26 protein-coding genes are annotated in these 25,534 nt (G+C 59.8%); 1 reads left to right on the forward strand and 25 read right to left on the reverse strand.

The window, feature by feature from the left end; translation table 11 throughout:
* Window positions 1–27: 27 nt before the first annotated feature.
* From ruvC to BLT69_RS05995, 5 genes are all read right to left on the reverse strand, one after another.
* Window positions 28–657 carry a crossover junction endodeoxyribonuclease RuvC gene (ruvC, locus tag BLT69_RS05975; RefSeq protein ID WP_058236777.1) on the reverse strand — a complete coding sequence of 210 codons (630 nt, stop codon included), beginning with the start codon at window positions 655–657 and terminating at the stop codon, window positions 28–30.
* Window positions 648–1,241: a pyridoxal 5'-phosphate synthase glutaminase subunit PdxT gene (pdxT, locus tag BLT69_RS05980; protein ID WP_058236913.1), complete on the reverse strand. Its 594-nt coding sequence runs from the start codon at window positions 1,239–1,241 to the stop codon at window positions 648–650. Before pdxT ends, ruvC begins: the two co-directional genes overlap by 10 nt.
* A gap of 7 nt (window positions 1,242–1,248) precedes the next feature.
* Window positions 1,249–2,172 carry a pyridoxal 5'-phosphate synthase lyase subunit PdxS gene (pdxS, locus tag BLT69_RS05985; protein ID WP_058236778.1) on the reverse strand — a complete coding sequence of 308 codons (924 nt, stop codon included), beginning with the start codon at window positions 2,170–2,172 and terminating at the stop codon, window positions 1,249–1,251.
* Window positions 2,169–2,933 (reverse strand): YebC/PmpR family DNA-binding transcriptional regulator, encoded by a 765-nt coding sequence (locus BLT69_RS05990; RefSeq protein WP_070727302.1) that lies wholly within the window; start codon window positions 2,931–2,933, stop codon window positions 2,169–2,171. Before BLT69_RS05990 ends, pdxS begins: the two co-directional genes overlap by 4 nt.
* A 113-nt stretch (window positions 2,934–3,046) precedes the next feature.
* Complete coding sequence (locus tag BLT69_RS05995; protein WP_070727411.1) at window positions 3,047–3,541, reverse strand: SixA phosphatase family protein; 495 nt, start codon at window positions 3,539–3,541, stop codon at window positions 3,047–3,049.
* A 35-nt stretch (window positions 3,542–3,576) separates the two neighbouring features.
* On the opposite strand from BLT69_RS05995, the gene BLT69_RS06000 reads away from it, so the two are divergent.
* On the forward strand, window positions 3,577–3,792 hold the full coding sequence (locus BLT69_RS06000; RefSeq protein ID WP_070727304.1) for a hypothetical protein: 216 nt from the start codon (window positions 3,577–3,579) through the stop codon (window positions 3,790–3,792).
* A gap of 26 nt (window positions 3,793–3,818) precedes the next feature.
* On the opposite strand, the gene BLT69_RS06005 is transcribed toward BLT69_RS06000, so the two are convergent.
* The 20 genes from BLT69_RS06005 to BLT69_RS06100 all read right to left on the reverse strand — a co-directional run bounded on the left by BLT69_RS06005 (window position 3,819) and on the right by BLT69_RS06100 (window position 25,533).
* Window positions 3,819–5,429: an ABC-F family ATP-binding cassette domain-containing protein gene (locus BLT69_RS06005; protein WP_058236782.1), complete on the reverse strand. Its 1,611-nt coding sequence runs from the start codon at window positions 5,427–5,429 to the stop codon at window positions 3,819–3,821.
* Window positions 5,430–5,448: 19 nt separating this feature from the next.
* Complete coding sequence (locus BLT69_RS06010; protein ID WP_058236783.1) at window positions 5,449–7,446, reverse strand: primosomal protein N' family DNA-binding protein; 1,998 nt, start codon at window positions 7,444–7,446, stop codon at window positions 5,449–5,451.
* Window positions 7,447–7,452: 6 nt separating this feature from the next.
* Entirely contained in the window at window positions 7,453–8,070 is a 618-nt protein-coding gene (locus tag BLT69_RS06015; RefSeq protein WP_058236784.1) for a vitamin K epoxide reductase family protein, read from the reverse strand.
* Window positions 8,071–8,074: 4 nt separating this feature from the next.
* The gene (gene metK / locus BLT69_RS06020) at window positions 8,075–9,277 is read right to left on the reverse strand and encodes a methionine adenosyltransferase (protein WP_058236785.1); all 1,203 of its coding nucleotides are present in this window, start codon (window positions 9,275–9,277) and stop codon (window positions 8,075–8,077) included.
* The gene (gene coaBC / locus BLT69_RS06025; RefSeq protein WP_070727307.1) at window positions 9,274–10,494 is read right to left on the reverse strand and encodes a bifunctional phosphopantothenoylcysteine decarboxylase/phosphopantothenate--cysteine ligase CoaBC; all 1,221 of its coding nucleotides are present in this window, start codon (window positions 10,492–10,494) and stop codon (window positions 9,274–9,276) included. The genes metK and coaBC overlap by 4 nt, the downstream gene beginning before the upstream one ends.
* 2 nt (window positions 10,495–10,496) lie before the next feature.
* Window positions 10,497–10,763 (reverse strand): DNA-directed RNA polymerase subunit omega, encoded by a 267-nt coding sequence (rpoZ, locus tag BLT69_RS06030; RefSeq protein WP_058236787.1) that lies wholly within the window; start codon window positions 10,761–10,763, stop codon window positions 10,497–10,499.
* A gap of 43 nt (window positions 10,764–10,806) precedes the next feature.
* Complete coding sequence (gmk, locus tag BLT69_RS06035; protein WP_082628524.1) at window positions 10,807–11,379, reverse strand: guanylate kinase; 573 nt, start codon at window positions 11,377–11,379, stop codon at window positions 10,807–10,809.
* Window positions 11,380–11,388: 9 nt separating this feature from the next.
* Entirely contained in the window at window positions 11,389–11,700 is a 312-nt protein-coding gene (mihF, locus tag BLT69_RS06040) for an integration host factor, actinobacterial type (RefSeq protein ID WP_058236788.1), read from the reverse strand.
* A 101-nt stretch (window positions 11,701–11,801) separates the two neighbouring features.
* The gene (pyrF, locus tag BLT69_RS06045; RefSeq protein WP_070727309.1) at window positions 11,802–12,650 is read right to left on the reverse strand and encodes an orotidine-5'-phosphate decarboxylase; all 849 of its coding nucleotides are present in this window, start codon (window positions 12,648–12,650) and stop codon (window positions 11,802–11,804) included.
* Window positions 12,647–15,961, reverse strand: coding sequence for a carbamoyl-phosphate synthase large subunit (gene carB, locus BLT69_RS06050; RefSeq protein ID WP_070727312.1), 3,315 nt, complete (start codon window positions 15,959–15,961; stop codon window positions 12,647–12,649). Before carB ends, pyrF begins: the two co-directional genes overlap by 4 nt.
* Complete coding sequence (gene carA / locus BLT69_RS06055) at window positions 15,945–17,147, reverse strand: glutamine-hydrolyzing carbamoyl-phosphate synthase small subunit (protein ID WP_070727314.1); 1,203 nt, start codon at window positions 17,145–17,147, stop codon at window positions 15,945–15,947. The genes carB and carA overlap by 17 nt, the downstream gene beginning before the upstream one ends.
* The gene (locus tag BLT69_RS06060; RefSeq protein ID WP_070727318.1) at window positions 17,144–18,466 is read right to left on the reverse strand and encodes a dihydroorotase; all 1,323 of its coding nucleotides are present in this window, start codon (window positions 18,464–18,466) and stop codon (window positions 17,144–17,146) included. The genes carA and BLT69_RS06060 overlap by 4 nt, the downstream gene beginning before the upstream one ends.
* On the reverse strand, window positions 18,459–19,451 hold the full coding sequence (locus tag BLT69_RS06065) for an aspartate carbamoyltransferase catalytic subunit (RefSeq protein WP_058236793.1): 993 nt from the start codon (window positions 19,449–19,451) through the stop codon (window positions 18,459–18,461). The genes BLT69_RS06060 and BLT69_RS06065 overlap by 8 nt, the downstream gene beginning before the upstream one ends.
* Window positions 19,451–20,023, reverse strand: coding sequence for a bifunctional pyr operon transcriptional regulator/uracil phosphoribosyltransferase PyrR (gene pyrR, locus BLT69_RS06070; RefSeq protein ID WP_070727319.1), 573 nt, complete (start codon window positions 20,021–20,023; stop codon window positions 19,451–19,453). Before pyrR ends, BLT69_RS06065 begins: the two co-directional genes overlap by 1 nt.
* Window positions 20,024–20,176: 153 nt before the next feature.
* The gene (gene nusB, locus BLT69_RS06075) at window positions 20,177–20,842 is read right to left on the reverse strand and encodes a transcription antitermination factor NusB (RefSeq protein WP_058236795.1); all 666 of its coding nucleotides are present in this window, start codon (window positions 20,840–20,842) and stop codon (window positions 20,177–20,179) included.
* A 2-nt stretch (window positions 20,843–20,844) separates the two neighbouring features.
* Entirely contained in the window at window positions 20,845–21,408 is a 564-nt protein-coding gene (efp, locus tag BLT69_RS06080; RefSeq protein WP_058236796.1) for an elongation factor P, read from the reverse strand.
* A gap of 42 nt (window positions 21,409–21,450) precedes the next feature.
* Window positions 21,451–21,984, reverse strand: a complete 534-nt coding sequence (locus BLT69_RS06085; RefSeq protein ID WP_058236797.1) for a shikimate kinase — start codon at window positions 21,982–21,984, stop codon at window positions 21,451–21,453.
* Window positions 21,974–23,620: a 3-dehydroquinate synthase gene (gene aroB / locus BLT69_RS06090; RefSeq protein WP_257590271.1), complete on the reverse strand. Its 1,647-nt coding sequence runs from the start codon at window positions 23,618–23,620 to the stop codon at window positions 21,974–21,976. Before aroB ends, BLT69_RS06085 begins: the two co-directional genes overlap by 11 nt.
* On the reverse strand, window positions 23,569–24,780 hold the full coding sequence (gene aroC, locus BLT69_RS06095) for a chorismate synthase (RefSeq protein ID WP_070727324.1): 1,212 nt from the start codon (window positions 24,778–24,780) through the stop codon (window positions 23,569–23,571). The genes aroB and aroC overlap by 52 nt, the downstream gene beginning before the upstream one ends.
* 57 nt (window positions 24,781–24,837) lie before the next feature.
* A complete protein-coding gene (locus tag BLT69_RS06100; protein ID WP_157843506.1) occupies window positions 24,838–25,533 on the reverse strand; it encodes a prepilin peptidase in 696 nt (231 codons plus the stop codon).
* Between the last annotated feature and the right edge of the window lies 1 nt (window position 25,534).

Below are 25,534 nucleotides of genomic sequence, written 5' to 3' on the forward strand. Positions count from 1 at the left end.
CCCCTCGCTACGAACATCTGTTCCATCTTAGCGGCGATGCCAGCGCGGATCGACCGCACCCGTGCGGTGTTGCGTCGCCTGAGCTTCTGCCCAGATCTGCTGAGCCCGTGTCATGGTGCCCTTGGAGGAGACTTTGCCTGACAGGGACACGGTAATCTGAGAATCATCCCCCGCGCCGAGCAAGCCTGAGCCTCGCCAGGCGTGACAGATTGCAATTGCAAGGGCGTCAGCCGCGTCTGCTGGCTTCGGCGGAGTATCGAGGCGGAGGATGCGAGCCACCATGTGCTGCACCTGCGCTTTCCCGGCGGTGCCAGAACCGGTGATCGCTGCTTTGACTTCTGACGGTGTATGGACTGCCATTGGCAGACGTGCCTGCCCGACACATGACATGGCCACGCCCATCACCTGCATTGTGGTGGTTACTGACTGAAGGTTGTCCTGTGCGAAAACCCGTTCAATGGCCACCACTTCAGGCTGAAAGGTCTCAATGGTGTGCCGGATCTCCTGGGCAATGGATGCGAGGCGAAAATGGGTGGCCAGACTGGTTTTGGTTCTGGCCACGCCGACGTGAACCAGCGCCGCTGCGCGTGACGCATCAACATCCACCACTCCGATTCCGCATCGGGTGATGCCCGGGTCAATCCCCATTACGCGCATTGGTCAACCATCTGCACGAAGAGAGAATGGATCCGGTTGTCTCCCCCAATTTCAGGGTGGAATGATGTCGCAAGGCAGTGCTCGTTACGCAGTGCGACAATCGGCCCGTCAGCTTTGTTGTCGGCACGCGCCATGACGCGAACAGATTCTCCGACCGTATCGACCCATGGAGCGCGAATGAACAATGCCCGAAATGGCGTGTCAAATCCATCCACCTCCAGGTCTTCTTCATGGGAGTCGACCTGCCGGCCAAATGCGTTACGTCTGACAGTCATGTCCATTGCGCCCAATGCGATCTGGTCGCTGCGCCCGTCAAGAATAGTGCTGGCCAGCATAATCATGCCGGCACAAGTCCCCCACATCGGCATTTTCTGATCCACAGCCCCATGCAGCCCTTCGTCCATACCTGTGGCATGCATGAGGATAGACATGGCGGTTGACTCCCCACCGGGAATAACCAGGCCGTCGATCTGTGTCAACTGGTCAGGGTGGCGCACATACACAGCGCGGGCGCCGGATTCTTCCAGCGCCCGCACATGTTCTGAGATATCACCTTGAAGCGCGAGTACGCCTATGGTTCTCACGCTGGTGTCACCATCCGCGCTCAGCCAGGCGGTGATCAACCGGCAAATCGTCGACGTTGATGCCGACCATCGCTTCCCCCAGTCCGCGTGAGACTTCCGCAATGGTGTCAGGATCGTTGTAAGCCGCTGTTGCGCGCACAATCGCGCTCGCGCGCTTAGCCGGATCACCGGACTTGAAGATACCGGATCCAACGAAGACACCCTCGGCACCCAGCTGCATCATCATCGCGGCATCCGCAGGAGTGGCGATGCCGCCGGCGGTGAACAGGACGACAGGCAGGCGGCCTTCTCGTGCCACCTCTGCGACCAGTTCATACGGTGCCTGCAGTTCTTTCGCTGCCACATACAGCTCGTCTTCTGGCAGCGACGTCAGGTGCTGAATCTGGTCACGGATCTTGCGCATATGCGTCGTCGCGTTCGACACGTCACCGGTGCCGGCCTCGCCTTTGGAGCGGATCATGGCCGCGCCTTCACTGATGCGGCGCAGAGCCTCACCCAGGTTGGTCGCACCGCACACGAACGGCACGGTGAACTTCCACTTGTCAATGTGGTGCGAGTAGTCAGCCGGGGTCAGCACCTCGGATTCGTCAATGTAATCGACGCCGAGGGACTGGAGCACCTGCGCTTCCACGAAGTGTCCGATGCGGGCTTTGGCCATGACGGGGATGGAGACGGCGTCAATGATGCCGTCGATCAGATCCGGGTCTGACATGCGGGCCACGCCGCCCTGGGCGCGGATATCCGCGGGGACGCGTTCGAGTGCCATGACGGCCACGGCACCGGCGTCTTCAGCAACCTTCGCCTGCTCAGGGGTGACGACGTCCATAATGACGCCGCCTTTGAGCATTTGCGCCATTCCACGCTTGACGCGGTCAGTTCCGACCTGGCGTCCTTCGTCGGTGGGTGTGGCAGCAGAGGGATTTTCGCTCATTCCTCCTCCTGTTCGAGTTGAGCGCGAACTTCATCGCTCAGTGACATGTTGTGGTAGACGTTCTGCACGTCATCAGAATCTTCGAGGGCGTCCACGACACGCATAACCTTGGTGGCACCTTCAACGTCGAGTTCCACCTGTGTCGAGGCAACGAACTGCGCCTCAGCAGAGTTGTAGTCAATTCCTGCATCCTGCAGCGCGGTGCGCACCGCGACCACCTCGGTCGGCTCACAGGAAATGACGAAGACGTCTCCTTGCTGGGCGACATCTTCGGCACCTGCATCGAGTACGGCTTCCATGATGGAATCCTCATCCACACCGTCGGCCTCCGGCACCTCGACGATTCCGCGACGGGAGAAGAGGTAGGACACCGAGCCGGGGTCAGCCAAGTTGCCACCGTAACGGGTAAATGCCAGGCGTACATCTGATGCCGCGCGGTTGCGGTTATCGGTCAGACATTCGACCAGAATCGCAACACCTGCGGGACCGTAGCCTTCGTACATGATGGTTTCGTACTCAGCGCCACCGGCTTCTGCACCGGAGCCACGCTTGACAGCGCGATCAATGTTGTCGGCCGGAACGGAGTTCTTCTTCGCCTTCTGGATGGCGTCATACAGCGTGGGATTACCTGCGGGATCTCCTCCACCTGTGCGGGCTGCCACCTCAATGTTCTTGACGAGCCTGGCGAAGAGTTTTCCACGCTTGGCGTCGATGGCTGCTTTCTTATGCTTTGTGGTTGCCCACTTGGAGTGTCCGGACATGAATTCTCCCCTTGGGTATGGTCTAGTACGCGTATAGTGTAGCGCCCTGATCCCAGTACGGGCGCCTAGTGCACAGTATGAGAACCGTTGAGGTAAGTGTTTTCACACTTTCGTCACGCTGGTTCGCGAAAAACTTCCATTTCGCACGAGTTCTCGGCCAGCTGCGACCAATTGCCCTCGAAAGTGAGGACGACGGCGGTACCCGTGGGAACACCCCAACGGACTTTTTCCTTACAGGATCGGCGTGCCCCCAGCGATGCCGCCATTGCTGAAATAGCTGGCTCGTGGCCGACCATCATGACTGAGGTGACTGACGCGGGCAGGCTCCGCGCCTTGTCGAGCAGACTGTCAGCGCCGGCCAGATACAGTTCGTCATCAACTGAGGTGGTGCGCACCTCGATCGACGTGTGGAGCTGCGCCGCCGTTTCCTGTGTACGCACGGCGGGCGATGTCAGTGACAGATCAACGTGGTCAATCAGGCGTGAGACTCGTCGTCCCAGTCGCCGAGCCTGCTCAACACCTTCTGGAGTCAGCGGCCTTTGACGGTCACCGGAGCTGCTCGAACCGGCAGCAGCGTGACGTACCAGGATAAGCGTTCGTGTCGTCATAGTATCTACAATAGCGAGGATCGAGGAGGGATTGGATGGCACTGGCACCCGGGCCAGAGGATTTGGCGTGTTCAGCACGCGGATGCAGCCGTACGGCTGAGGTTGCGATCATCTGGTCAAATCCGGCCATTCACACTGGCCGATCCAAGACATGGCTGGCGTGTCGTGATCATCGCGACTCGCTCCAGCAATACCTGGCCTACCGCGATTTTCCCATCCGTGTCGTCCCAATTAACGAGGTCGACTCTTAGCGTCCGACCACGTTAACCTGCAGTTTCTAGGTAAGTGTGACTAGGTCCAGGTACGACTCATCCCACAGATCCTCATCGGCGTCAGGCAGCACCAGCACGCGGTCCGGGTTGAGCGCCTCGACCGCGCCGGGATCGTGCGTGACCAGGACGACGGCGCCCTCATAGGTGCGCAGCGCGTTGAGAATCTCCTCGCGAGAGGCTGGATCAAGGTTGTTCGTCGGCTCATCCAACAGCAGCACATTTGCTGCAGAGACGACCAGCGTCGCAAGGGCCAGGCGCGTCTTCTCTCCGCCGGATAGTACGCGCGCCGGCTTATCGATGTCGTCCTCGCCAAACAGGAACTGCCCCAGCACGTTGCGAACGTGCGTGGTGTCCAGGTCAGGAGCTGCGTGCGCCATGTTGTCATACACTGTGGCGTCCATGTCCAGGAAGTCGTGTTCCTGGGCGTAGTAGCCAAGTTTGAGGCCATGCCCACTGATGACTTGCCCCAGATCAGGCTCTTCCACGCCGGCCAGCAGGCGCAGCAGCGTCGTCTTACCAGCACCGTTCAGACCCAGGATCACCACACGCGAGCCGCGGTCAATTGCCAGATCCACACCAGTGAAAACTTCCAACGAGCCGTAGGATTTCGACAGGCCCTCTCCTGACAGTGGCACGCGTCCGCATGGCGCAGGTTCGGGGAAACGCAAACGCGCAACCTTTTCATGCTGGATTTCCTGACCAGCCTGCTCAACCAGTTCATCGGCGCGGCGCAGCATCTGCTGTGCCGCAACAGCCTTCGTTGCCTTCGCGCGCATCTTTTCGCCCTGCGCACGCAGCTGTTCAGCTTTCTTGAGCGCGTTGGCGCGTTCGCGGCGGTGACGGCGTTCATCCTCGTCGCGTTGACGCAGGTAGGCAGACCATCCGAGGTGGTAGACATCCAGTGCCGTGCGGTTCGCGTCCAGATAGAACACGGAGTTGACCGTGTCATCCAGCAATTTGACGTCGTGGCTGATCACCATGAATCCGCCGGAGTATGCGCGCAGCCAATCGCGCAGCCACAGGATTGAATCGTGATCAAGGTGGTTGGTCGGCTCATCCAGCAGCAAAATATCAGCCTCTGAGAAAAGCACCCGAGCCAGTTCGACGCGGCGTCGCTGACCACCGGACAACGTGTCGAGGCTTTGCTCCAACACGCGATCGTCTAATCCCAGTGAATGAGCGATCTGCGATGCCTGAGCATTGGCAGCCCACCCTCCGGCATTCGTGAAACGCTGGTCGAGCTTGACGTAACGCTCCATCGCCCGCTGTTGGCGCTCCCCTTCCAGGGTGGACATTTCATGCTCAGCTTTGCGGATCTTCTCTATGAGGGTGTCGATACCTCGAACGGAGATGATGCGCTCACGCCCCGTCATCTTCTGGTCGCCAATATGGGTGTCCTGTGCCAGGTATCCGATGGTGCCGCTGCGACGCACGTGCCCAGTAAACTCAGCGGCACCGTGATCGCTCTCCCCTGCTAAGAGGCGCATCATAGTGGTCTTGCCGGCACCGTTTCTGCCAACCAAACCGATACGCATCCCGCGGTCAATCCTGAAGGTGGCGTTCGAGATCAGTACGCGTGCACCGATCCGAAGCGAAAAGTCCTGCACAGAAATCACCTATCGAGTCTAAGCGGTGTCAGAACAACTCGGGAGGATTGACTTCCATTCTCACAGGTGCCAGCTTGTGGGCTGAGCGGTGCTGCCGCACCTGTGTCAGCTGGTCAAGCAGCGTATTTGTGTGCGAAATCGGCGTGCGAACAAGAGTGCGGATGTGCTGGTCGGGCTCATGTTCCGGCATAGCGAGGGAGAGCTGGGCACTATCAGCTGCACGACGTGTGGGCGCCTGTTCGATCGGAACTGTGCCGAGCAGCTCCGCATCTGAAAGACTTGCCACAATCGCGTGAACGTCAGGTGCAGGCCCGTCGAGGGCAACGATTGTCGTAAAGGGGAAGAATCCTACAGAACGACGTTCTGCCAGCTGATCGGCAGCAACTCTGACCGGATCCCACCGCACGAGGGCCTGACCCAGTGTCGGATCTGACAGACCGACAACGATGGCAGGGTGTGCGGGCGCTACACGTGACAATGCTCCGAACCAGCGGCGCATGGCTTCCTCGTATGCCCACAGTTCAGGGCGTGCGGCTGTTGTATCGGCATCGAGGATAACGGCTGCCTCATAACCGCCATCGAGGGTAGGTTCTGCGCCGGGTGTTGCCACCACGATTCGTGAATCCGTCGGACGCAGTGTGTCGATCCGATGGTCTGCAGAAGAGACCACTAGTGGCAATCCCGGTAAAGCTCGAGCCAGTTCCTCTGCCGTGCGTTCAGAGCCGATCTGGCGTGCGCGCACCGCGTGCGCTGCGCAATGCGGGCACGTGAACGCCGACGCATCCCACTGACACCATTGGCACACAATCTGGCGATCGCCTCGCATCGCCAATGGGCCGTGGCATCTTTGACATCGCGCCGTCCGATGACACTGTGCGCAAGCAATAACCGGCACATAGCCGCGTCGTGGCACCTGAATCAGGACATGCCCGCTCTGCGCACTTTCCCGGATAAAGCGCTGTACGCTGGTCGGAATATTACCTGCCGATGGGCCTTCCCTGGCCGCGTCAAAGTCATCGAGGACACGTACGCGCGGCGCATGTTCGCGCAGCGCGTGGCGCAGCGGTGTGAGCGGCACTGCCCATGAGGAATTGACCAGCATATGCGATTTCACCGACCGTGCCAGGCTTGCGCTGAGCAGGTCGACCCCTTCCAGGTGGGCGCGCGCGATCGCAACATCGAGCGCGCTTGCGCGTGGAGACCGCTCCTCGGTTAAACGGTCATCACCGTCATCCCACACGATGATTGCTCCCAGATCCTTCACTGGTGTCCACACAGCTGATCGTGTTCCCACCAGGATGGTCAGTTCTCCGGCTAGTGCGCGCAGATGAACGGCAAATCGATGAGCTGCCGAATCATCCGACCCGACCGTCTCAACACAGTCGGTACCGACGATCAGGGCGATCTGCGCAGCGATTCGATCCACCTGTTCACGCGTGGCGGCCACCACGATGACAGGGGCGCGCGCCGAGCGGATTGCCACAACGGTTGCCAGCTGGCGTATCCAGTCATGAGGCACGACCTGCCAGACGATCCGCCCTGGCGCAGTCGGGTCCCCCTCGTACCACGACAGGAATTCCGTATCCATTGAGATTGGCGAGGGCGCCGCGCAGTCTCGGTGTGCAGCGAGGACGTTTTTTTCACTGCGTGCATGCCGCGCCGGGATCGCCAGTGAGAGCACCTGTGAGGTGGTCGCCAGATGTTTATGCGCAATGTAGCGCGCCAGTGTCAGCGTGGATTCGTTGAGCACCGGAGTGCGTGAAACAACGGACTGGATGGGTGACAGGGCGCGGTGCTGCGGTACGGTCTCCCGACCCACAACCCACCCTCGTTGGCGTGTACCGGCCAATGCAACGCGCACGGTGCAACCGACAGTTACTGCAGAGTCAAGTTCGGGTGGGACGGCGTAGTCAAGCGGATGATCGAGGTGCGCCAAGTCGACGTCGACCAGAACGTGCGCGACAGTCAGTGGGTCACGGAAATCCTCACGTGGCGGTGGTTCGAAGCCCGGCAGGTATGACTCCATTGCGTCTCACGCAATGAGCTCCGGGCCGTACTTAAGGACGATCAGTGCGGCGATGATGACAAGGATACCGCCCGTGATCCACCAGTCCGTGCCCGAGGCTATGAGGGAGCGAATGCTGGCACTTGAGGGCAGCGTTTCGCGGACCAGGCAGATACGCGTCATGGTGGCGAAGATCAGCAGTGATGACACGAACACCACCAGGCACCACGGGCACAATACCTGGATGACAACGTAGGACTGGTAGAACAGCCATAGTGCGCTGGCCAGACCGCCGGCGGCGAGGACTTCCGCGCCGATGAGGAACAGACGTGACAGGCGCGAGCCGCTGAGAAGGGCGCATGCGATAGTGAACACAGCTGCGCCAAAGGCGATTCCGAAAAATGCGTTGGGGAATCCCAGGACGCGGGCCTGCGGTGTCAATGCGACTGCCGAGCATGACAGTGCATCGCTGACATCGCATCCGAAGCGGCTGTTCTGGTCACCTGCAAGGATCCAGGCTTCCACGGACAGGACGAATGAGGCGATCAGGGCTAGAGCCGACATAATGGCCAGCACCACGGCGCTTCGCATCATCCACGCACGCGAGGGAGCATGGTCGAGATCGAAATCGTCCTGGTCCGCCATAGTCTTAGCCTTTCAGTGCTGCGCGCAGATCCTCTATGCGGGTCACGTCTTCCCACGGGAATCCCGGTCGCCCGAAGTGGCCGTACACTGAGGTCTCCTTGTAGATCGGGCGCAAGAGATCGAGGTCCTCGATCATACCTGCTGGGCGCAGGTCGAACACGTCGGTGATTGCGCGCGCGATGGTCGCATCGTCTACCTGCCCCGTATCGAAGGTGTCGACGTACAGACCTACCGGGTGTGCGCGGCCGATGGCGTAAGCCACCTGAACTTCGCAGCGTTTCGCGATGCCTGTTGCAACGATGTGCTTGGCAATCCAGCGCAGCGTGTAGGAAGCTGAGCGGTCAACTTTCGATGGATCCTTACCTGAGAACGCGCCACCTCCGTGCCGCGCCATTCCGCCGTAAGTATCGACGATGATCTTGCGTCCAGTCAGGCCTGCGTCGGCAGCTGGTCCGCCGTACACGAACCGTCCCGATGGATTCACGAGGATTTCGGCGTCTTTCCAGGACACGTTGAGACCTGATTCGTCCAGCACTGGTTCGATGACATGGCGGCGCACTTGCCGAGTCAGGTCTGCCAATGTGAGTGCCTCGTCGTGCTGGGTGGACACAACGATCGTCTCGATACTGACGGGCGTGTGGTTCTCGTCGTATCCGAAGGTCACCTGCGTCTTGCCATCAGGGCGCAGACCGTCGATGGTGCCGTCGTGTCGAACCTGTGCGAGGCGATGAGACAGCTTGTGTGCCGTCCAGATCGGGGCAGGCATCAGATCCGGTGTCTCATCGGATGCATATCCGAACATGAGGCCTTGGTCGCCGGCGCCCTGAAGTTCGCGAGGGTCAGCTGTATCAGCCCCTTCACGTGCTTCAAGAGAACGTTCCACTCCCCCGGCAATGTCCGGGCTCTGCTGGCCGATCGACACGGAGACACCGCAAGAGGCGCCGTCGAATCCAATTCGCGACGAGGTGTATCCGATGCGGCAGATTTCCTCGCGAACGATCTGCGGAATTTCCACGTAGGCGCGGTCCGTGGTTACTTCACCCATGACATGCACCTGGCCGGTGGTGGCGAAAACCTCGATCGCGGCACGTGCATGTGGGTCTTGTTCGAGCAATGCATCAAGGATTGAATCCGCGATGCGGTCACAGACTTTGTCTGGATGACCTTCAGTTACTGATTCTGAAGTAAAAAGTCGAAGCGATGTCACCGGGTTATCTTACCTATCCTCTGTGCGACCTCATCGATGATGCCGGCCGCAATTGTTACCTTCGATCCGCTGACTGTTTTCACGGGCTGTCCCTCGCGATCAACCAGCACGACCTGAGATTCCACGTCACCGAATCCCTGTCCGTTCCCTACGGCGTTAATAGCCAGCAGGTCGGCTGCCTTTCGCCGAGCTTTGTCGGCACCACGCTCGAGCACAACCTGAGGCGAGCCGGTTTCGGCGGCAAAGCCGACAAGCACCGGTGGACGCTGGGGCGAGTGGGCAACCGACGCCAGAATGTCGGTGGTGCGTTCAAGCTCGATGGCAGGCGCATCCTGAGTCGACGGATCTTTCTTGATCTTGTCGTCGGCAACGTGGATGGGTCTGAAATCTGCCACCGCAGCTGCCATGATCGCAATGTCCGTTGTCGCGATGCGGTCAGTGACTGCCTGACACATCTCAGCGGCTGTCGGGGCCGGGATGACGGTAATTCCGTGCGGAATCAGGTGATCGTCGATGTTGGCGGCAACCAGGGTCACGTCTGCCCCGCGTCGACGCGCTTCAGCTGCCAATGCGCATCCTTGCCGGCCGGATGAGCGATTGCCAATAAAACGGACGGGATCGATCGGTTCCTGGGTACCGCCAGCCGTAATGAGGACGCTGCGTCCGGCAAGGTCCCCCTCGTGCGGCTCGAGAGCTTCAAGGACGCGTTCCGTGATGATGAGCGGATCAGGCAGACGGCCTGTGCCGCTGTCTCCTGAGCTCAGCGGACCGTCATCCGGTTCGATAATGATCATGCCACGCGTGCGCAGTGTCTGGATGTTGTCCTGAGTTGCGGCGTTAGTCCACATCGCACTGTGCATGGCGGGTGCCAGAATGACAGGCGTATCGCGATGCGCAGCCAGCACAACGGTGGTGAGCAGATCGTTTGCCATGCCCGCTGCCAGGCGTGCAATGAGATCTGCCGTGGCAGGTGCAATCACAATGGCCTGCGCGTGGCGGGCAATCTCGACGTGCTCGGTTGCTCCACCGTCAAATACGCTGGTTGTGACGGCCTGCCCACTGAGCGCATGCCACGTGGTATCACCGACAAAGTGGGTGGCAGCCTGAGTGGGGATGACTCTCACTGCATAATCGTGGTGCTGGAGTTCGCGTACTACGCGGGTCACCTTGTACGCAGCAATGCCGCCGCCAACTCCGACGACGACCAGTGGCTTCACGGTTAGGCCTCAGGCGCAGACTCGAGCGTCAGCTTGCCTTCGTTGATTTCGCGTAGTGCGATTGACAGCGGTTTATCGTCGGGGTCACTTTCCACTACGGGTCCGACGAACTGCACCATGTTCTGCTCGAGTTGGAGCTGGTAGGTGTTGATCTGCCGGGCGCGCTTTGCCGCGAAGATCACCAGCGCATACTTGGAGTCGACGTGGTTCAGAAGGTCGTCGATCGGCGGGTTGGTGATGCCTTCAGGCTGGGCAACAATTCCGGACATGGGACCTCTTCTCATGTAAATCTGGCTAATTAGCTTGTCCAGTCTACTCCAGCCCCATCAAGACGGCTAGGTCCGTCACGGCCTGGTCAAGGTCGTCATTGATCACAATTGCGTCGAATTCGTGAGCTGCGTCAAGTTCGGCTCGCGCGGTGGTCAGGCGCCGCTCCTGCTCCTCGAGCGTTTCGGTGCCGCGTTCAGTGAGGCGTCGTTTCAGTTCGTCCCACGAGGGAGGCGCCAGGAAGATGAAATGCGCTTGAGGCATGGAAGCACGAACCTGTCGTGCGCCTGCCACGTCAATTTCGAGCAGAACGCTTTTTCCTTCTGACAGCCATTGTTCAACCGGCTTGCGAGGAGTGCCATATCGATGTGCGCCGTGTACCAATGCCCATTCGAGCATCTGTCCGTCATTGACCAGGCGATCGAATTCGTCGTCGCTCACAAAGAAGTAGTGCGTGCCATTGATTTCACCTGGGCGCGGTGCACGGGTGGTGGCTGATACGGACAGTGCGATCTCGGGATGGCGGCTCAGGAGGGAGTGCACAACGGTTCCCTTACCGACCGCCGTCGGCCCAACCAGAACAGTAAGACGGGGCTCATGAAGTTTCATGAGCCCCATCTTGCCACGTCATCCGAATTTCTTGAGTAATTCTTCCCGTTGAACAGGTCCGAGACCTCGCACACGCCGAGTGGGCGCAATACCGATGTCTGCCATCAACTTTGCAGCGGTATTGGTTCCAACGCGCGGAAGAGACTCCAGTAGGGACGTCACCTTCATCTTTGCGACTGCCTCATCAGACTCAGCTAAGTCAAAAACTTCACTCAATGTCATGGATCGAGACTTCAGCGCGGTTTTAATTTCAGCACGCCTGCGCCTCGCCTGCGTGGCTTTCTCCAGTGCAGCTGATCGCTGTTCCGGAGTGAGTTTAGGTAGTGCCACGCCGCTCACCTCCCTTAATTGTGACATGTGTTACTCACGCTTTAAGTATGGCCCCAAAGCGCCACTTACGAGGGAATTCGAGGCGTGTCATCGACTCCGTGTCACTGGAACCTCAAAGAGTCACAGATCTCCTTCACGGCACCAACCAAACGGTCTTTTTCCGGACCGCAGCGTAAGATCTGCCTGGACGAAGACGCCAGCACTCGATCGACAGCACGTCCAAAAACATCTCTGACCTGTTCCGATCCGGCACCCTGCGCGCCAACTCCTGGAGACAGGATTGGACCTGTGAAATCCTCAATGTTGATGTGCAGGTCGGTTAACGCCGACTGAATCGTTGCTCCAATCACCAAACCAAACGGACCAATGTGTTGGAAATCACATTTTGTGTTGAGGGTGTTGACCTCGCTGATGATAAGCCCTGCAACGCTGTGAGCATTGTCCACCGTCGCATGCTGAATGCCGTGACCATCGGGATTCGATGTCAGGGCCAGTGTGAACACACCATGTCCGGATTGTTGTGCCTGCTCGTAGGCAGGTGCCAGCGCTCCGACACCCAGATACGGACTGACGGTCAGTGCATCGCCGGCAAGCGGTGACCCCTCCCCCAGATATGCTGCCGCATACGCATCCATCGTGGATCCGATGTCACCACGCTTCGCATCCACAATGCATACCGCATCCGTGTCGCCGCAGCGGGCGATCACTTCTTCCAGGACAGCTACGCCGGCAGAGCCGTACTGCTCGAACAGTGCACTTTGGGGTTTAAAGGCAGCAACATGATCGCCCAGGGCATCAACAACCCGCATCGAAAATTCGCGCATACCCTGCGCGCTGCGTTCCAGCCCCCACTGATCAAGCAGCGCCGGATGGGGATCAATGCCCACACACAGCGGGCCTCGCTGGCGCATCAGATCCCACAGACGATCACCAAAACCTGCTGTGCTCACTTGTCTTCACCGCTCTCGTTTCCATGCGCACGCAACTCATCCCATCGCTGAAGTGAACACACGTCATATGTGCCACCCAAGCGCACGTCGATTGCCTGAACAGCGGCACTGAATGCCTGCAGCGTCGTGATGATCGTGCGGTTGTTTGCGGTTGCCCCTGCTCGAATCATGAAGCCATCCTGGCGATGCGCCGAACGCTGGGGCGTGTTCACCACCATGTCGACAAATCCGTCACGAATCAGGTCAATAATGGTCGGTTCCCCGTCGGGGCCAGGACCGTCAGAACCCTTGCGCACAATGTGCGCATCCACGCCGTTGCGCCTCAGAACTGAGGCAGTGCCTTCCGTTGCCAAGATGTGGAAACCCAATTCAGCCAGACGCACGACCGGCAGAATCATGGCACGCTTATCACCGTCAGCAACCGAAATAAACACTGTGCCATCCGTTGGCAACTCGCCGTACGCGCCAGTTTGAGACTTGGCGTAGGCTGCCGGGAAACGCCAGTCAATTCCCATCACTTCACCGGTCGACCGCATCTCCGGACCCAGAATTGTGTCCACTACCCCGCCGTCAGCGCGGCGGAATCGTGAGAACGGCAATACCGCTTCCTTCACGGCAATGGGAGCATTCATATTGATGATCCGAGAGTCAACAGCGGGCAGGACACCCTCGTCGACGAGCTGCCGGATCGATGCGCCGATCTGGATGCGGGCTGCCGCCTGCGCCAGCGGAACGCCTGTCGCCTTCGATGCAAACGGCACCGTACGCGAGGCACGCGGGTTGGCCTCGATCACGTACAGAACGTTCGACATGAGCGCGAACTGGACGTTGATCAGGCCGCGCACTCCGATCTGGCTGGCGAGTGCTTCCGTCGAAGCTGTAATGCGGGCAACTTCCCGCTCCGACAGTGACATGGGTGGCAGCACACACGCCGAATCGCCCGAGTGGACGCCCGCTTCCTCGATGTGTTCCATCACTGCGCCCATGAACAACTCGGTGCCGTCGTAGAGCGCATCAACGTCAATTTCAATGGCGTCGTCAAGGAACCGATCGATCAGGAGCGGACCTGAGGTGAACAGCTCGTCAATGTCGGGGCGGTCGAGGTAGGCGCGCAGGGCGTCCGCATCGTTAATGACCGCCATTCCGCGCCCGCCAAGCACGAACGAGGGGCGCACCAGGACCGGGTATCCAACCGCCTGCGCCACACCCAAAGCCTGCGCCGGCGTGTGCGCAATATCGTGGGCAGGTGCGGGCAGCTCCACCTCGCTGAGAATATGACCAAAGGCTTCGCGATCCTCCGCCAGCGCAATCGACGAGGGTGTAGTTCCCAGAATCGGCACACCTGCCGCTTCCAAGTCGGAGGCCAGTGACAGTGGCGTTTGTCCACCCAGCTGGACCAACACACCCTTAACGGGACCAGCCTCGCATTCTGCCCGGTAGATTTCAATGACGTCTTCCAGGGTCAGCGGCTCGAAATAGAGACGATCTGAGATGTCATAATCGGTCGACACAGTCTCTGGGTTGCAGTTGACCATAATCGTGTCGTAGGTATCCTGCAGTGCGAATGCTGCGTGCACACACGAGTAATCGAACTCAAGACCCTGACCAATTCGGTTCGGCCCAGCACCCAGAATCATCACTGCTTCGCGACTGCGTGGAGTAACTTCCGTTTCCTCATCGTAGGAGGAGTAATGGTACGGGGTGCGTGCCGCGAATTCGGCTGCGCACGTGTCGACTGTCTTGAACACCGGGTGGATGTTGAAGGCGTGGCGAACCTGGCGCACAGTTTCTTCGGTCAGGCTACGCAATACCGCGATCTGTCGATCCGAAAAGCCGTGCCGCTTGGCCGCGGTGAGCACGTCCGGAGTCAGCGCCGGCGCGTTCCTGACGCTGCGGGCGACCTCGTTGATCAGCATGATCTGGTCGATGAACCACGGGTCAATGCCGGTTGCTTCGCATACCTGTTCCAGGGTTGCACCCCCGCGCAGGGCTTGTTGGACCTGAACGAATCGGTGCTCGGTCGGGGTGGCGATGCGGGTGAGCAGGTCCTCGACATCTGCCGGTGTCGGATCGGCGCCGTCCCAGTGGAACTGTACGCCCGCCTTGTCGAGGGACCGTAGCGCCTTATTGAGGGCTTCGGTGAAGTTGCGCCCAATCGCCATTGCTTCGCCCACGGCCTTCATGGATGTCGTCAGCGTCTCATCGGCTTCAGGGAACTTCTCGAAAGTGAATCGTGGAACCTTCACCACCACGTAGTCCAACGTCGGTTCAAACGAGGCCGGCGTGGAGCCTGTAATGTCGTTGCGAATCTCATCGAGGGTGAAGCCAGTGGCCAAACGTGCCGCGATCTTCGCGATCGGGAAACCGGTTGCCTTGGAGGCCAGAGCTGAAGAGCGTGAGACGCGCGGATTCATCTCGATGACGATGATGCGCCCGCTCTGCGGGTGCACAGCGAACTGAATGTTGCAGCCACCCGTATCCACGCCGACTTCACGGATCACGGCGATCGCAATATCGCGCAGCCGCTGGAGTTCACGGTCGGTCAGGGTCAGAGCCGGAGCAACCGTGATCGAATCGCCGGTATGCACGCCCACAGGGTCAACATTTTCAATCGAACAGACAACCACCACGTTATCGGCGGCGTCGCGCATCAGTTCCAGCTCGTATTCTTTCCATCCCAGGATGGACTCTTCCAGCAGAACTTCGGTGGTCATGGACGCTTCGAGGCCTGCGCCAGCGATGCGGTCAAGGTCGTCGGGTGTGAACGCAATACCCGAACCCAGACCGCCCATGGTGAACGAGGGACGCACTACCAGCGGATAGCCGAGCTCTTCGGCAGCAGCATGGCAATCTTCCAGCGTGTGCGCAATGGTTGAGCGTGCAACTTCAGCTCCGCAGCGCGCCACGATTTCCTTGAACGTCTCACGGTTTTCACCAGCCTGGATCGCCTCGATGGAGGCGCCGATCAGTTCAACGCCGTAATGCTCGAGTACGCCTTTTTCTGCCAGTTCAACGGCGAGGTTGAGGGCGGTCTGGCCACCCAGGGTGGGCAGTAACGCATCGGGTCGTTCCTTTTCAATGATGGAGGTGACCACTTCGCAGGTCAACGGTTCCACATATGTCGCATCCGCCATCGCCGGATCGGTCATGATGGTTGCGGGGTTCGAGTTAACGAGGATGACCCGCAGGCCCTCTTCTTTCAGGACACGGCAGGCCTGCGTCCCGGAGTAGTCAAATTCGCATGCCTGACCGATGACGATCGGGCCTGAACCAATGACGAGGACGGATTTCAGATCAGTGCGCTGAGGCATCGGAAGCATCCTCCTTATCGTGGCTCAGCATGGAAAGAAACTGGTCGAAGAGGTGTTCCCCATCGTGGGGACCGGCCGCCGCCTCGGGGTGGAACTGGACGGAGAATGCTGGAATGTCGAGGGCGCGTAAGCCTTCCACCACTCGATCATTGAGGTCAATGTGGCTGACCTCAACTCGTCCGTACCGTCCCTTGTCGAAGGGAGCAACTACCGGCTCACCGACTGGCACGTCCACGGCGAAACCGTGGTTGTGGGAGGTAATCTCCACTCGTCCGCTGCGCTCATCGCGCACTGGCTGGTTGACCCCCCGGTGACCAAATTCCAGCTTGTAAGTGCCAAATCCCAGAGCTCGGCCGAAAAGCTGATGGCCAAAGCAGATGCCAAAGAAGGGAATCCCCTGGTCCAAGATGGCGCGGAGCACACCAATCTGGTGCTCGGCGGTTGAGGGGTCACCCGGACCGTTGGAGAAGAATACGCCGTCAGGTTCGAGTTCGAGGATCTCACCGGCGGTGATGTCCTGGGGCACGACGTAGACGTCAACACCCCGTGCCGCGAGCTGCTCGGGTGTACGTGATTTGATGCCCAGATCCACTGCCACGACGCGTTTGTGATTGTCGGCTCCGTCTTCTGCTGCCGGCACCACGTACGTGTGCGACGTTGACACCGCCTGTGAAAGCGATGAACCGGCCATGTGAGGCTGGTCCTGCACGATGCGTACCAGTGACTCACACACATACTCGCTCATGTACTCGGCACCTGCAGGCAGCGCGGTGCCGGAGAAGATCCCCCCGCGCATCGCACCGTGAGAGCGGATGTGGCGTGTAATGGCTCGCGTGTCGACATCTGCGATTCCGACGATGTCCTGGCGGATCAGTTCTTCTTCCAACTCTCCTGAGGCACGCCAGTTGGACGCGCGACGGGCCGGGTCACGCACCACGAATCCGGCGACCCAGATCTGTGAGGATTCGGAGTCCTCCGAATTGACGCCGGTATTGCCGATATGTGGGCTGGTCATGACGACAATCTGCTGATGATAGGACGGATCCGTCAATGTTTCCTGGTACCCCGTCATTGACGTGGCGAAGACGACTTCACCCAATGTGCGGCCACGCGCTCCCCACGCACGTCCACGGAAAATGCGCCCATCTTCGAGGACGAGCAAGGCCAGATCATCGTGTGTGGTCATTGTGCGGTCCCTTCTGCCGCCAAAGCACCGTCACGGACGGTGACCTTCCCGTTGAAGATCGTATGAATGATCCGACCTGTGACATCCATTCCGTCATACGGCGTGTTGACGGAGCGTGAATGCAAGTCAGAGCGGTTGACGCGCACACGCACGGTCGGATCGACCAGCGTGATATTCGCGGGGTTACCGACGGTGAGAGACAGCCCCTGATGGTCAACCAAGCCGATGCGCGCCGGGGTGCGTGACAGGACGCGGGCCACGTCGTGCCAGTCCATCAGTCCGGGCTTCACCATCGTTTCGATAATGATGGGCAGCGCCGTTTCCAGTCCAAGCATGCCGAATGCGCCGGCTTGCCATTCGCAGTCTTTTTCTTCCATGTTGTGCGGCGCATGATCCGTTGCGACGATGTCAATCGTGCCGTCGGCCAGGCCTTCACGCACCGCGTCCACATCTTCTCGTGAGCGCAGCGGCGGGTTGACTTTATAGATCGGATCGTAGGTGGCAGCCAGGTCCTCCGTCAGGAATAGGTGGTGCGGGGTCGCTTCGGCTGTCACATTGACACCCATGCGCTTACCCCAGCGGATCAGTTCCACCGATCCTTTGGTCGACACGTGACACACATGCAGGCGAGATCCCACGTGCTGAGCCAGCAGAATATCGCGCGCAATCACGGACTCTTCTGCCACTGCAGGCCAGCCGGTCATGCCCAGCTCACCGGACAGTTCTGACTCATTCATCTGGGAGCCCTCGGTCAGTCCAGGATCCTGCGCGTGCTGGGCGACTACTCCGCCAAAGGACTTGACGTATTCGAGAGCGCGGCGCATGAGCACCGGGTCCGACACGCACTTGCCGTCATCTGAAAAGACACGAACCTGAGCGCGCGAGTTCGCCATCGCGCCCAGTGCGGCCATGTGTTTGCCTTCAAGAGCTTTCGTGACGGCGCCGACGGGGCGTACCTCGGTCAATCCGATTTCCTGGCCCATCCACCAGATCTGTTCAACTGCCGATGCTGTGTCGGCTACGGGTAACGTGTTCGCCATGGCGTGCACGCAGGTGAAGCCGCCTGCCGCCGCAGCGCGGGAGGCTGATTCGACGGTTTCGGCGTCTTGTTTGCCTGGCTGACGCAGGTGCGTGTGGAGGTCTACCAGTCCGGGCAGTGCAATGAGCCCGTCTGCATCCAGCGTGTGTGCGTGGGCGCCATCGACGCGAGCCTGGTCGCCCTCGGCAATGATGACTCCGTCTTCGATGAGCAGGTCGGTCTGACCGTCTCCTTCGATGTTGAGTCCGGTGATGAGCAGTTGAGTGGGGTGATCAGTCACGGTGGGTTCCTTCCGGGGCAAGCAGCATGTACAGAGCCGCCATACGGACGCTCACGCCATTGGCAACTTGTTCAACAACAACGGATCGCGGCGAATCGGCCGCTTCTGCGCAGATTTCGAGGCCGCGGTTCATGGGGCCGGGGTGCATGATGATGCAGTGGTCGCTCAGACGCGCATAGCGGTGCACGTCCAGGCCGTAGGCATCGTGATATTCACCCGGTGACGGGAAGAATCCTCCACCGGCACCGCTCATGCGTTCACGCTGGACGCGCAACATCATGAGCGCATCGGGAGCCTCGTCGATCGCATGATCAAGATCGTAGTCAATGTCGCAGGCCCACTGCTCCACACCCATCGGCAGCAATGTGGGCGGTGCCACCAGGGTCACGTGCGCACCCAGCAGGCTCAGCAGGTCAACGTTGGAACGCGCCACACGCGAATGCAGAACATCGCCCACGATTGTCACGCGTGCGCCCGCCAGATCCGTGCCCGCAGGAACAGGGTTGACGGACGGGTCGCTCACGTCACGCTTGAAGTGGCGACGCAGCGTCATCGCATCGAGCAGCGCCTGGGTGGGATGCTGGTGAGTGCCATCGCCTGCGTTGATGACGGGCAGGTCGATCCAGCCCGCGTGAGCGAGGCGGTGAGCCGCGCCCGATGAGGGGTGCCGGATCACGACGGCATCTGCGCCCATTGCCTGCAGCGTCAAGGCCGTATCTTTGAGGGTTTCACCTTTGGCGACCGATGATCCTTTGGACTGGAAGGTGATGACATCGGCGGACAGGCGTTTCGCAGCCGTCTCAAACGACCAGCGTGTGCGCGTGGAGTCTTCGAAGAACAGGTCAACGACGGTGCGTCCCAACAGTGTCGGCAATTTCTTGACTCGCTGGGACTGCGTGGCCGCCATTGCTTCGGCAGTGTCGAGGATGTCGATGGCATCTTCGCGGGTCAGGTCGCGAATACTGAGCAGGTGCGAGAAAGTCATCAGCTGTGTCCTCCCAGAATGACGGCGTCTTTCCCATCGGTTTCAGTCAGGAGAATCTTGACTGTTTCCTCACGCGAGGTCGGCAGGTTCTTGCCGACAAAGTCGGGGCGGATTGGCAGCTCACGGTGTCCGCGATCGACGAGGATGGCCAGTTGTACAGAATCTGCACGTCCCAGTGATCCAAGGGCATCCAGCGCCGCTTTGATCGTGCGTCCGGTATACAGCACGTCATCGACGAGGACAACCACGCGCGCATCGATCCCGCCGGCAGGGATACTGCTCGGGTGGGGTGTGCGGATGGGATGACGATGGAGGTCATCGCGGAACATGGTGGTGTCAATGATCGCCAGATCGGCTTGCTCGCCAGAGACTTCCTTGATCCGTTCAATGAGGCGGCGGGCGAGGTATTCACCGCGTGTAGGAATTCCCGCAATGACAAGGCCACGTGCACCCTTGTTGCGTTCGATGATCTCGTAGGCGATTCGGGTCAGGGAACGAGCGATGTCATCACCTCCCAGGACTTCTTTGCCCCGGGCATCTCGCTCGGTTGATTGTGGATATGACTGGCCCACAGTGGACCTCCCTTCCCCGCCTCACAGGACGGACCTTAAAGGTTGATCGTTCCGGTTTTTAGAGTACCGCACTCGCGCGTCTGTCGGCGGGCGCGCCGAGGTGACATTACATACGTGAAGGCCGCTCCCGTTTAGTGGAAGCGGCCTCCAGGCTCAGTAGTCCGACAAGAGCTCGTCAAGCTCATCCATATTCATATTTTCAACATCCGCAAGGCTTGGATGCTGCTTTTCAACATCAGCAAAGCTCGGATTCTGCGTGTCAGCTTCGCTGCCGCTGTCCGGGTCAGGCTCGTCAGGACGTGCAGGCTCGCTGCCGCTGTCCGGGTCAGGCTCGTCAGGACGTGCAGGCTCGTCCATCACGCGCTCACGCGTCCACGATGGCGTCTCGAGGTCACGCCGAATCGCATCGAGCACGGCATTGACAAAAGCAGGCGAATCATCAGTCGAAATGGACTTCACGATCGACACCGCCTCGTCAATGACAACCAGCGGAGGAACGTCGTCCTCGTTCACAAGCAGTTCCCACACTGCAACGCGCAGCACGGCCAGGTCAACGGCCGGCATCCGATCCAGACCGTGCACTTTTGCGTGTTGACGCAGCAATGTATCGATGTCGTGCAGGCGCTCTGCCACGCCCTCGATAATCTGCAGAGAGTATTCCGGTAGCGGTGTCTGCGCTGCGGTAACGACACGCCGCTCACGCAGAAGGTCGCGCAGAACTTCCGGGTTGCGACCCATACCGCGTTGGTCGGCCTCGTAAATGACGTCGGCTGCGCGCTTGCGGGCCTTGGTGCGGGCAGTGAAAGCGAAAGCGGACACGGTCAGTCAGTGACTCGTCCGGAGTATGTGCCGGTGCGGGTGTCAACCTTGATGCGGCTTCCTTCCTCCATGTACAGAGGAACCTGGATTTCATAGCCGGTTTCGAGCGTCGCCGGCTTGGTGCCTGCCGAGGAGCGGTCACCCTGAAGGCCGGGCTCGGTGTGCGTAATAGTCAGTGTCACAGTTGCCGGCAGGTCAATGAAGAGAACCTGGCCGTCGTGCTGGGAGACGATGACATCCTGGTTTTCCACCATGTAGTTCACTGCGTCGCCCACAGTTTCGCGCGGCACCATGATCTGCTCGTAGGTTTCCTGATCCATGAAGACGTAGTCATCGCCATCTTGGTACAGGTAGGTCATGTCGCGGCGATCCACAGTGGCTGTTTCGATCTTGACGCCTGCGTTGAACGTCTTGTCGACGGTCTTGCCGGACATCACGTTGCGGATCTTCGTGCGAACGAATGCAGGGCCTTTACCGGGCTTGACGTGCTGGAATTCGACAACCTGCCACAGCTGGCCGTCAATCACCATCACCAGGCCGTTCTTCAGATCATTTGTAGTAGCCACGTGCATTCCTTCACTCTCGACAAAACCTAATCGCCCGCTATCTTACAACGATTGAGCAATATTCCTCACCACGTCAGCGGGACTGACCCCAACCGTGTTCACACTCACGTCAACCAGTGGCGCATATGATTCCCGCAGTTCTTTCATCATCTGCGTCATCATCGCGCGCGGAGCGCCCAGGGCGACTGACCGAGGGGCACCCATATTCTCTCGGCGTGCGATCTCTGCAGGGGTGGCAGCCAGCTCCACTACGGTTGTGCCGTTGCTGCGTGCTTTGAGCAGTGCGGCACGCACCCCTTCATCTGTCGGCAACGATGCGCTGAGGGTGACGATCTGACCACGTGCCTGGCCGTCTGGGCTGAGCAGACGAAGAGCTGTACGCCGCTGCGCGTCTTCCAGGCGCGGATCGCGGCTCACAATCAGCTGGTGGATGGACAAATCCAGGTCACGTGAGACCACGTCGTCTGTCTCCATGAGACGCAATCCCAGACGGTCAGCCAAGAGCCGTCCCACCGTCGTCTTACCCGATCCTGTCACTCCAATAAGGACGACACTCGGTCCACTCTCAGTCAGCATGAATGCCTACCTTGCTCGCTGGAATGCGCAGCTGCTCAGGATCAACCACCTGCACAACCGGATGGCCACTACCGTCCAAAAGGACGAACCTGAGTTCGCCGTTGCGCACTTTCTTATCCAGCTTCATGATCTGGACAAGGTCGTCGAGGCGCGCACCGCTGTAGGACACAGGCAAGTCAAACGCGCTGAACAGGTCGCGGTGAAGCTGGACATCCTCGTCAGTGAGCATGCCGCGGGCGTGGGCGAGTTCGGCGGCAAAGATGCAGCCGACGGCCACAGCGTCACCATGTCGCCACGTGAAGTTTTCCTGCCGCTCAATGGCATGCGCGAGGGTGTGGCCATAGTTAAGAATTTCGCGCATACCGGATTCCTTGAGGTCGGAACTGACAACACGCACCTTGACGGCAACGGAACGCTCCACCAGTTCTCGCAGGTAGAGTCCGTGCGGATCGATCAGCACAGCAGTGTCTTCGATGTGGTCACGAATCAGGTCAATGATCGCGCGGTCTGCGATGAAACCGCACTTGATGACCTCGCCCATCGCTGAGCGCATCTGCTGGCTCGGCAGCGTGTCCAGCAGCGCGACGTCCTCGATCACAACGCGCGGCGTGTGAAATGATCCCACGAGGTTCTTGCCGGCCGGCGTATTGATACCGGTCTTGCCTCCCACCGCTGCATCGACCATGCCCAGGAGCGTCGTCGGGATCTGGATCACGTCCACTCCGCGCAGCCAGGTGGCGGCGATGAAACCTGCCAGGTCAGTGGTTGCTCCCCCGCCAATCCCAATCACGGTGTCTCGTCTGCCAATGTGAGCTTCAGCTGCTGCCTGCCACCCAACTTCCGCGACCGCAAAGGTTTTTCCGCTTTCGCCATCTGGATGTTCCATGACGGCCACCTCAACACCTTGGCGCGTCAGGTTGTCAGCGATCTGGTCGACGTACTCGGCCACTGCCGGTGGGTGCACAATGAGGGTGCGTGACCCGCCGGGAACGTAGTGGGTCAACACCTGTGGCACAAGCGAGTGTCCGATCAGGACGTCATAGGGAGCAGGTCCGTCCACTGTCAGTGTCGTCACGTCACTGAACGTCATCATGATGTCCTCCACAACACGCTCCACTGGACCTGAATCCGAGGTCACACGTATGGTCGCCACTTCATCGTAGTAGCCTGCGCGTTCACTGCGTAGTCTGCGTAAAGCAGCATCGGCATCACCTGCCAGGAGCGGACGATGATTCTTGCCCGAGGTCCGGCGCACCAGTTCATCGTGGTCCGCGTCGATAAAAACAACGGTCTGACCTTTCAGCAGTTGCCGCACCTGAGGCGAGGTCACAGCTCCCCCGCCCAGTGAGATCACCGAACGGTGGTTCAAGACCAATTCGATCGCCTGACGTTCATATTCACGGAAAGCTGCTTCGCCCTCGTCCCTGAAGATATCAGTGACGGGACGACCCTGGGTGCGCACAACAATCTCATCAGTATCTTCGCACGGCACTCCGAGGCGTTCAGACAACAGCCGTGCGACGCGGGTCTTGCCTGCCCCCGGCAGTCCGACCAGGAAAATCGGCAGATGTGCGGGGATCGCGCTCATGCGCGCGTCTCGATAGCGGCCAAGTAGGCTCGCAGATTGCGCCTGCATTCTTCCAGTGAATTCCCGCCCGCATGTGATTGAAGCGCCCGAGCCATGACGAGGGCGACCATCGCCTGCGCGATGACTGCTCCGGGGACAACCTGACACGTGTCGGAGCGCTGATGCAGTGCCTGCGCATCCTCACCGGTTGCCATATCCACGGTTCGCAACGAGTGCGGCACCGTGGAAATCGGTTTGAAGCCTGCGCGCACAATAATCGGCTGCCCGTTGCTGGTCCCGCCCTCAATGCCGCCCGCATGGTTGGAAGTTCGGGTCAGGTGGCCGTCGTCGGCATGAACTATTTCATCATGTGCGGTTGACCCAGGCATGCGTGCCTGCAGGAAGCCGTCACCGATTTCGACGGCCTTGACGGACTGGATGGACATGAGCGCACCGGCAAGCTGGGTATCCAGGCGTTGGTCAGCACTGACATGCGTGCCGATTCCGATCGGAACGTTGTAGGCGATGACTTCAGCAATACCACCGATCGTGTCACCGTTGCCTTGAGCCTTATCAATCGCCTCCGTGAATTCCTGTTCAGCCTGCGGATCCAGGGTACGTACGGGCGACTTATCAAGGGCCTGGGTTTCGCGCGGAGTCGGAAGCGTGGTGGAGCCAACATAGCGGTCTCCGACAGCAACGACGTGGCTGACCAGTTCAATTCCGGCAACCTGGCGCAAATATTCCTCGGCAATAGCTCCCAAAGCGACCCGAGCGGCAGTTTCGCGCGCAGAAGCGCGCTCGAGGATATTCCGGGCATCCTCGTGGCCGTACGACAGCATTCCTGGCAGATCAGCGTGTCCTGGACGAGGCCGAGTCAGGCGTTTATTGCGGGCAACTTCGCGCTCATCGCCGGTTCCGGCATTGACGAGCAATGCGTCGGGATCCACCGGATCCGCACTCATGACGGTTTCCCACTTGGGCCATTCTGTGTTCTCGATGGTCACGGCGATCGGAGATCCGAGGGTGGTGCCGTGACGAATACCGGACAGAATGTGCACGACGTCTTGTTCGAAGCGTTGACGTGCGCCTCGTCCGTATCCAAGGCGGCGGCGAGCCAATGCCTGCGTGATGGTCTGCGTCGTGCATGTGATGCCGGCGGGTAGTCCATCCAGGGTCGCGACAAGAGCCGGGCCATGTGATTCTCCAGCGGTGATCCATCTGAGCATGCTCCGAGTGTGTCACATTGAGCGACGTCGAAGCATCTCATTCCACTACCGTGTGCCTCACGCAGGTATCTGCCAGGACGGGATGATCTCCCACAGGACCAGTGCCAGCGCTGCTCCGCCAATGAGCCACGGGCCCAGAGCGACGCGGGTGCGGCCATGAGCTCCCAGCGCAATGATCGCCCACACCGCTGCGATGCCCGCTCCCACAAAACAGATGACCAGACCACCCAACGTGCATGCCCATCCGGGGATACCTGTCAGTGCACCCAGCACCGGCGCAAGTTTGACGTCACCGTAGCCTGCTCCGTGCGAAATCTTCGCTGACAGCCACAAGGGCAGAGTCCACATCACCATTCCGCCGATCATGGAGATCCACCACGTGTCGTTGACCTGTTGAGCGTACTCGCTGCAGAAAATGACTGACGCGATGCCGATGATGGCACCCCCAGCAAGAACGAGGGTGTAACGCGTGGGCAACTTATGGGTCTTGGCGTCAACGAACGCGCTCAGAGGCCCGATCATCGCAAGAGTGACGATCGCGGGCGCCATCGGTGAGGCATGCGCGGCAAGCAGGGTGACCATGCCGGTGAGGGCACAGACCCATACCACCGTCATGCGATTCATGGGCCTCATGTTGATGGTGGTGAAGTAGCGACGCTGAACGCGCCATCCTGCGCGGTTCAGCCACATGGCGATCGCGATCCAGACCATCAGCGACAGCGCCAGTGACAGCGCTCCAACATCGTTGCCCATG

Source organism: Schaalia radingae, from assembly GCF_900106055.1.
GTDB classification, from domain to species: Bacteria; Actinomycetota; Actinomycetes; order Actinomycetales; family Actinomycetaceae; genus Pauljensenia; species Pauljensenia radingae_A.

Excerpts from the sequence above, each read along its gene's own strand:
- gmk (WP_082628524.1), bottom strand. The coding sequence starts at position 11,379 with ATGGGGCTCATGAAACTTCATGAGCCCCGTCTTACTGTTCTGGTTGGG.
- BLT69_RS06100 (WP_157843506.1), bottom strand. The coding sequence starts at position 25,533 with ATGGGCAACGATGTTGGAGCGCTGTCACTGGCGCTGTCGCTGATGGTC.
- BLT69_RS06085 (WP_058236797.1), bottom strand. The coding sequence starts at position 21,984 with ATGCTGACTGAGAGTGGACCGAGTGTCGTCCTTATTGGAGTGACAGGA.
- carB (WP_070727312.1), bottom strand. The coding sequence starts at position 15,961 with ATGCCTCAGCGCACTGATCTGAAATCCGTCCTCGTCATTGGTTCAGGC.
- ruvC (WP_058236777.1), bottom strand. The coding sequence starts at position 657 with ATGCGCGTAATGGGGATTGACCCGGGCATCACCCGATGCGGAATCGGA.
- BLT69_RS05995 (WP_070727411.1), bottom strand. The coding sequence starts at position 3,541 with ATGACGACACGAACGCTTATCCTGGTACGTCACGCTGCTGCCGGTTCG.
- aroB (WP_257590271.1), bottom strand. The coding sequence starts at position 23,620 with ATGCAGGCGCAATCTGCGAGCCTACTTGGCCGCTATCGAGACGCGCGC.
- rpoZ (WP_058236787.1), bottom strand. The coding sequence starts at position 10,763 with ATGTCCGGAATTGTTGCCCAGCCTGAAGGCATCACCAACCCGCCGATC.
- BLT69_RS06000 (WP_070727304.1), top strand. The coding sequence starts at position 3,577 with ATGGCACTGGCACCCGGGCCAGAGGATTTGGCGTGTTCAGCACGCGGA.
- carA (WP_070727314.1), bottom strand. The coding sequence starts at position 17,147 with ATGACCACACACGATGATCTGGCCTTGCTCGTCCTCGAAGATGGGCGC.
- BLT69_RS06010 (WP_058236783.1), bottom strand. The coding sequence starts at position 7,446 with ATGGAGTCATACCTGCCGGGCTTCGAACCACCGCCACGTGAGGATTTC.
- BLT69_RS06065 (WP_058236793.1), bottom strand. The coding sequence starts at position 19,451 with ATGACTTTCTCGCACCTGCTCAGTATTCGCGACCTGACCCGCGAAGAT.
- BLT69_RS05990 (WP_070727302.1), bottom strand. The coding sequence starts at position 2,933 with ATGTCCGGACACTCCAAGTGGGCAACCACAAAGCATAAGAAAGCAGCC.
- pdxS (WP_058236778.1), bottom strand. The coding sequence starts at position 2,172 with ATGAGCGAAAATCCCTCTGCTGCCACACCCACCGACGAAGGACGCCAG.
- aroC (WP_070727324.1), bottom strand. The coding sequence starts at position 24,780 with ATGCTCAGATGGATCACCGCTGGAGAATCACATGGCCCGGCTCTTGTC.
- BLT69_RS06015 (WP_058236784.1), bottom strand. The coding sequence starts at position 8,070 with ATGGCGGACCAGGACGATTTCGATCTCGACCATGCTCCCTCGCGTGCG.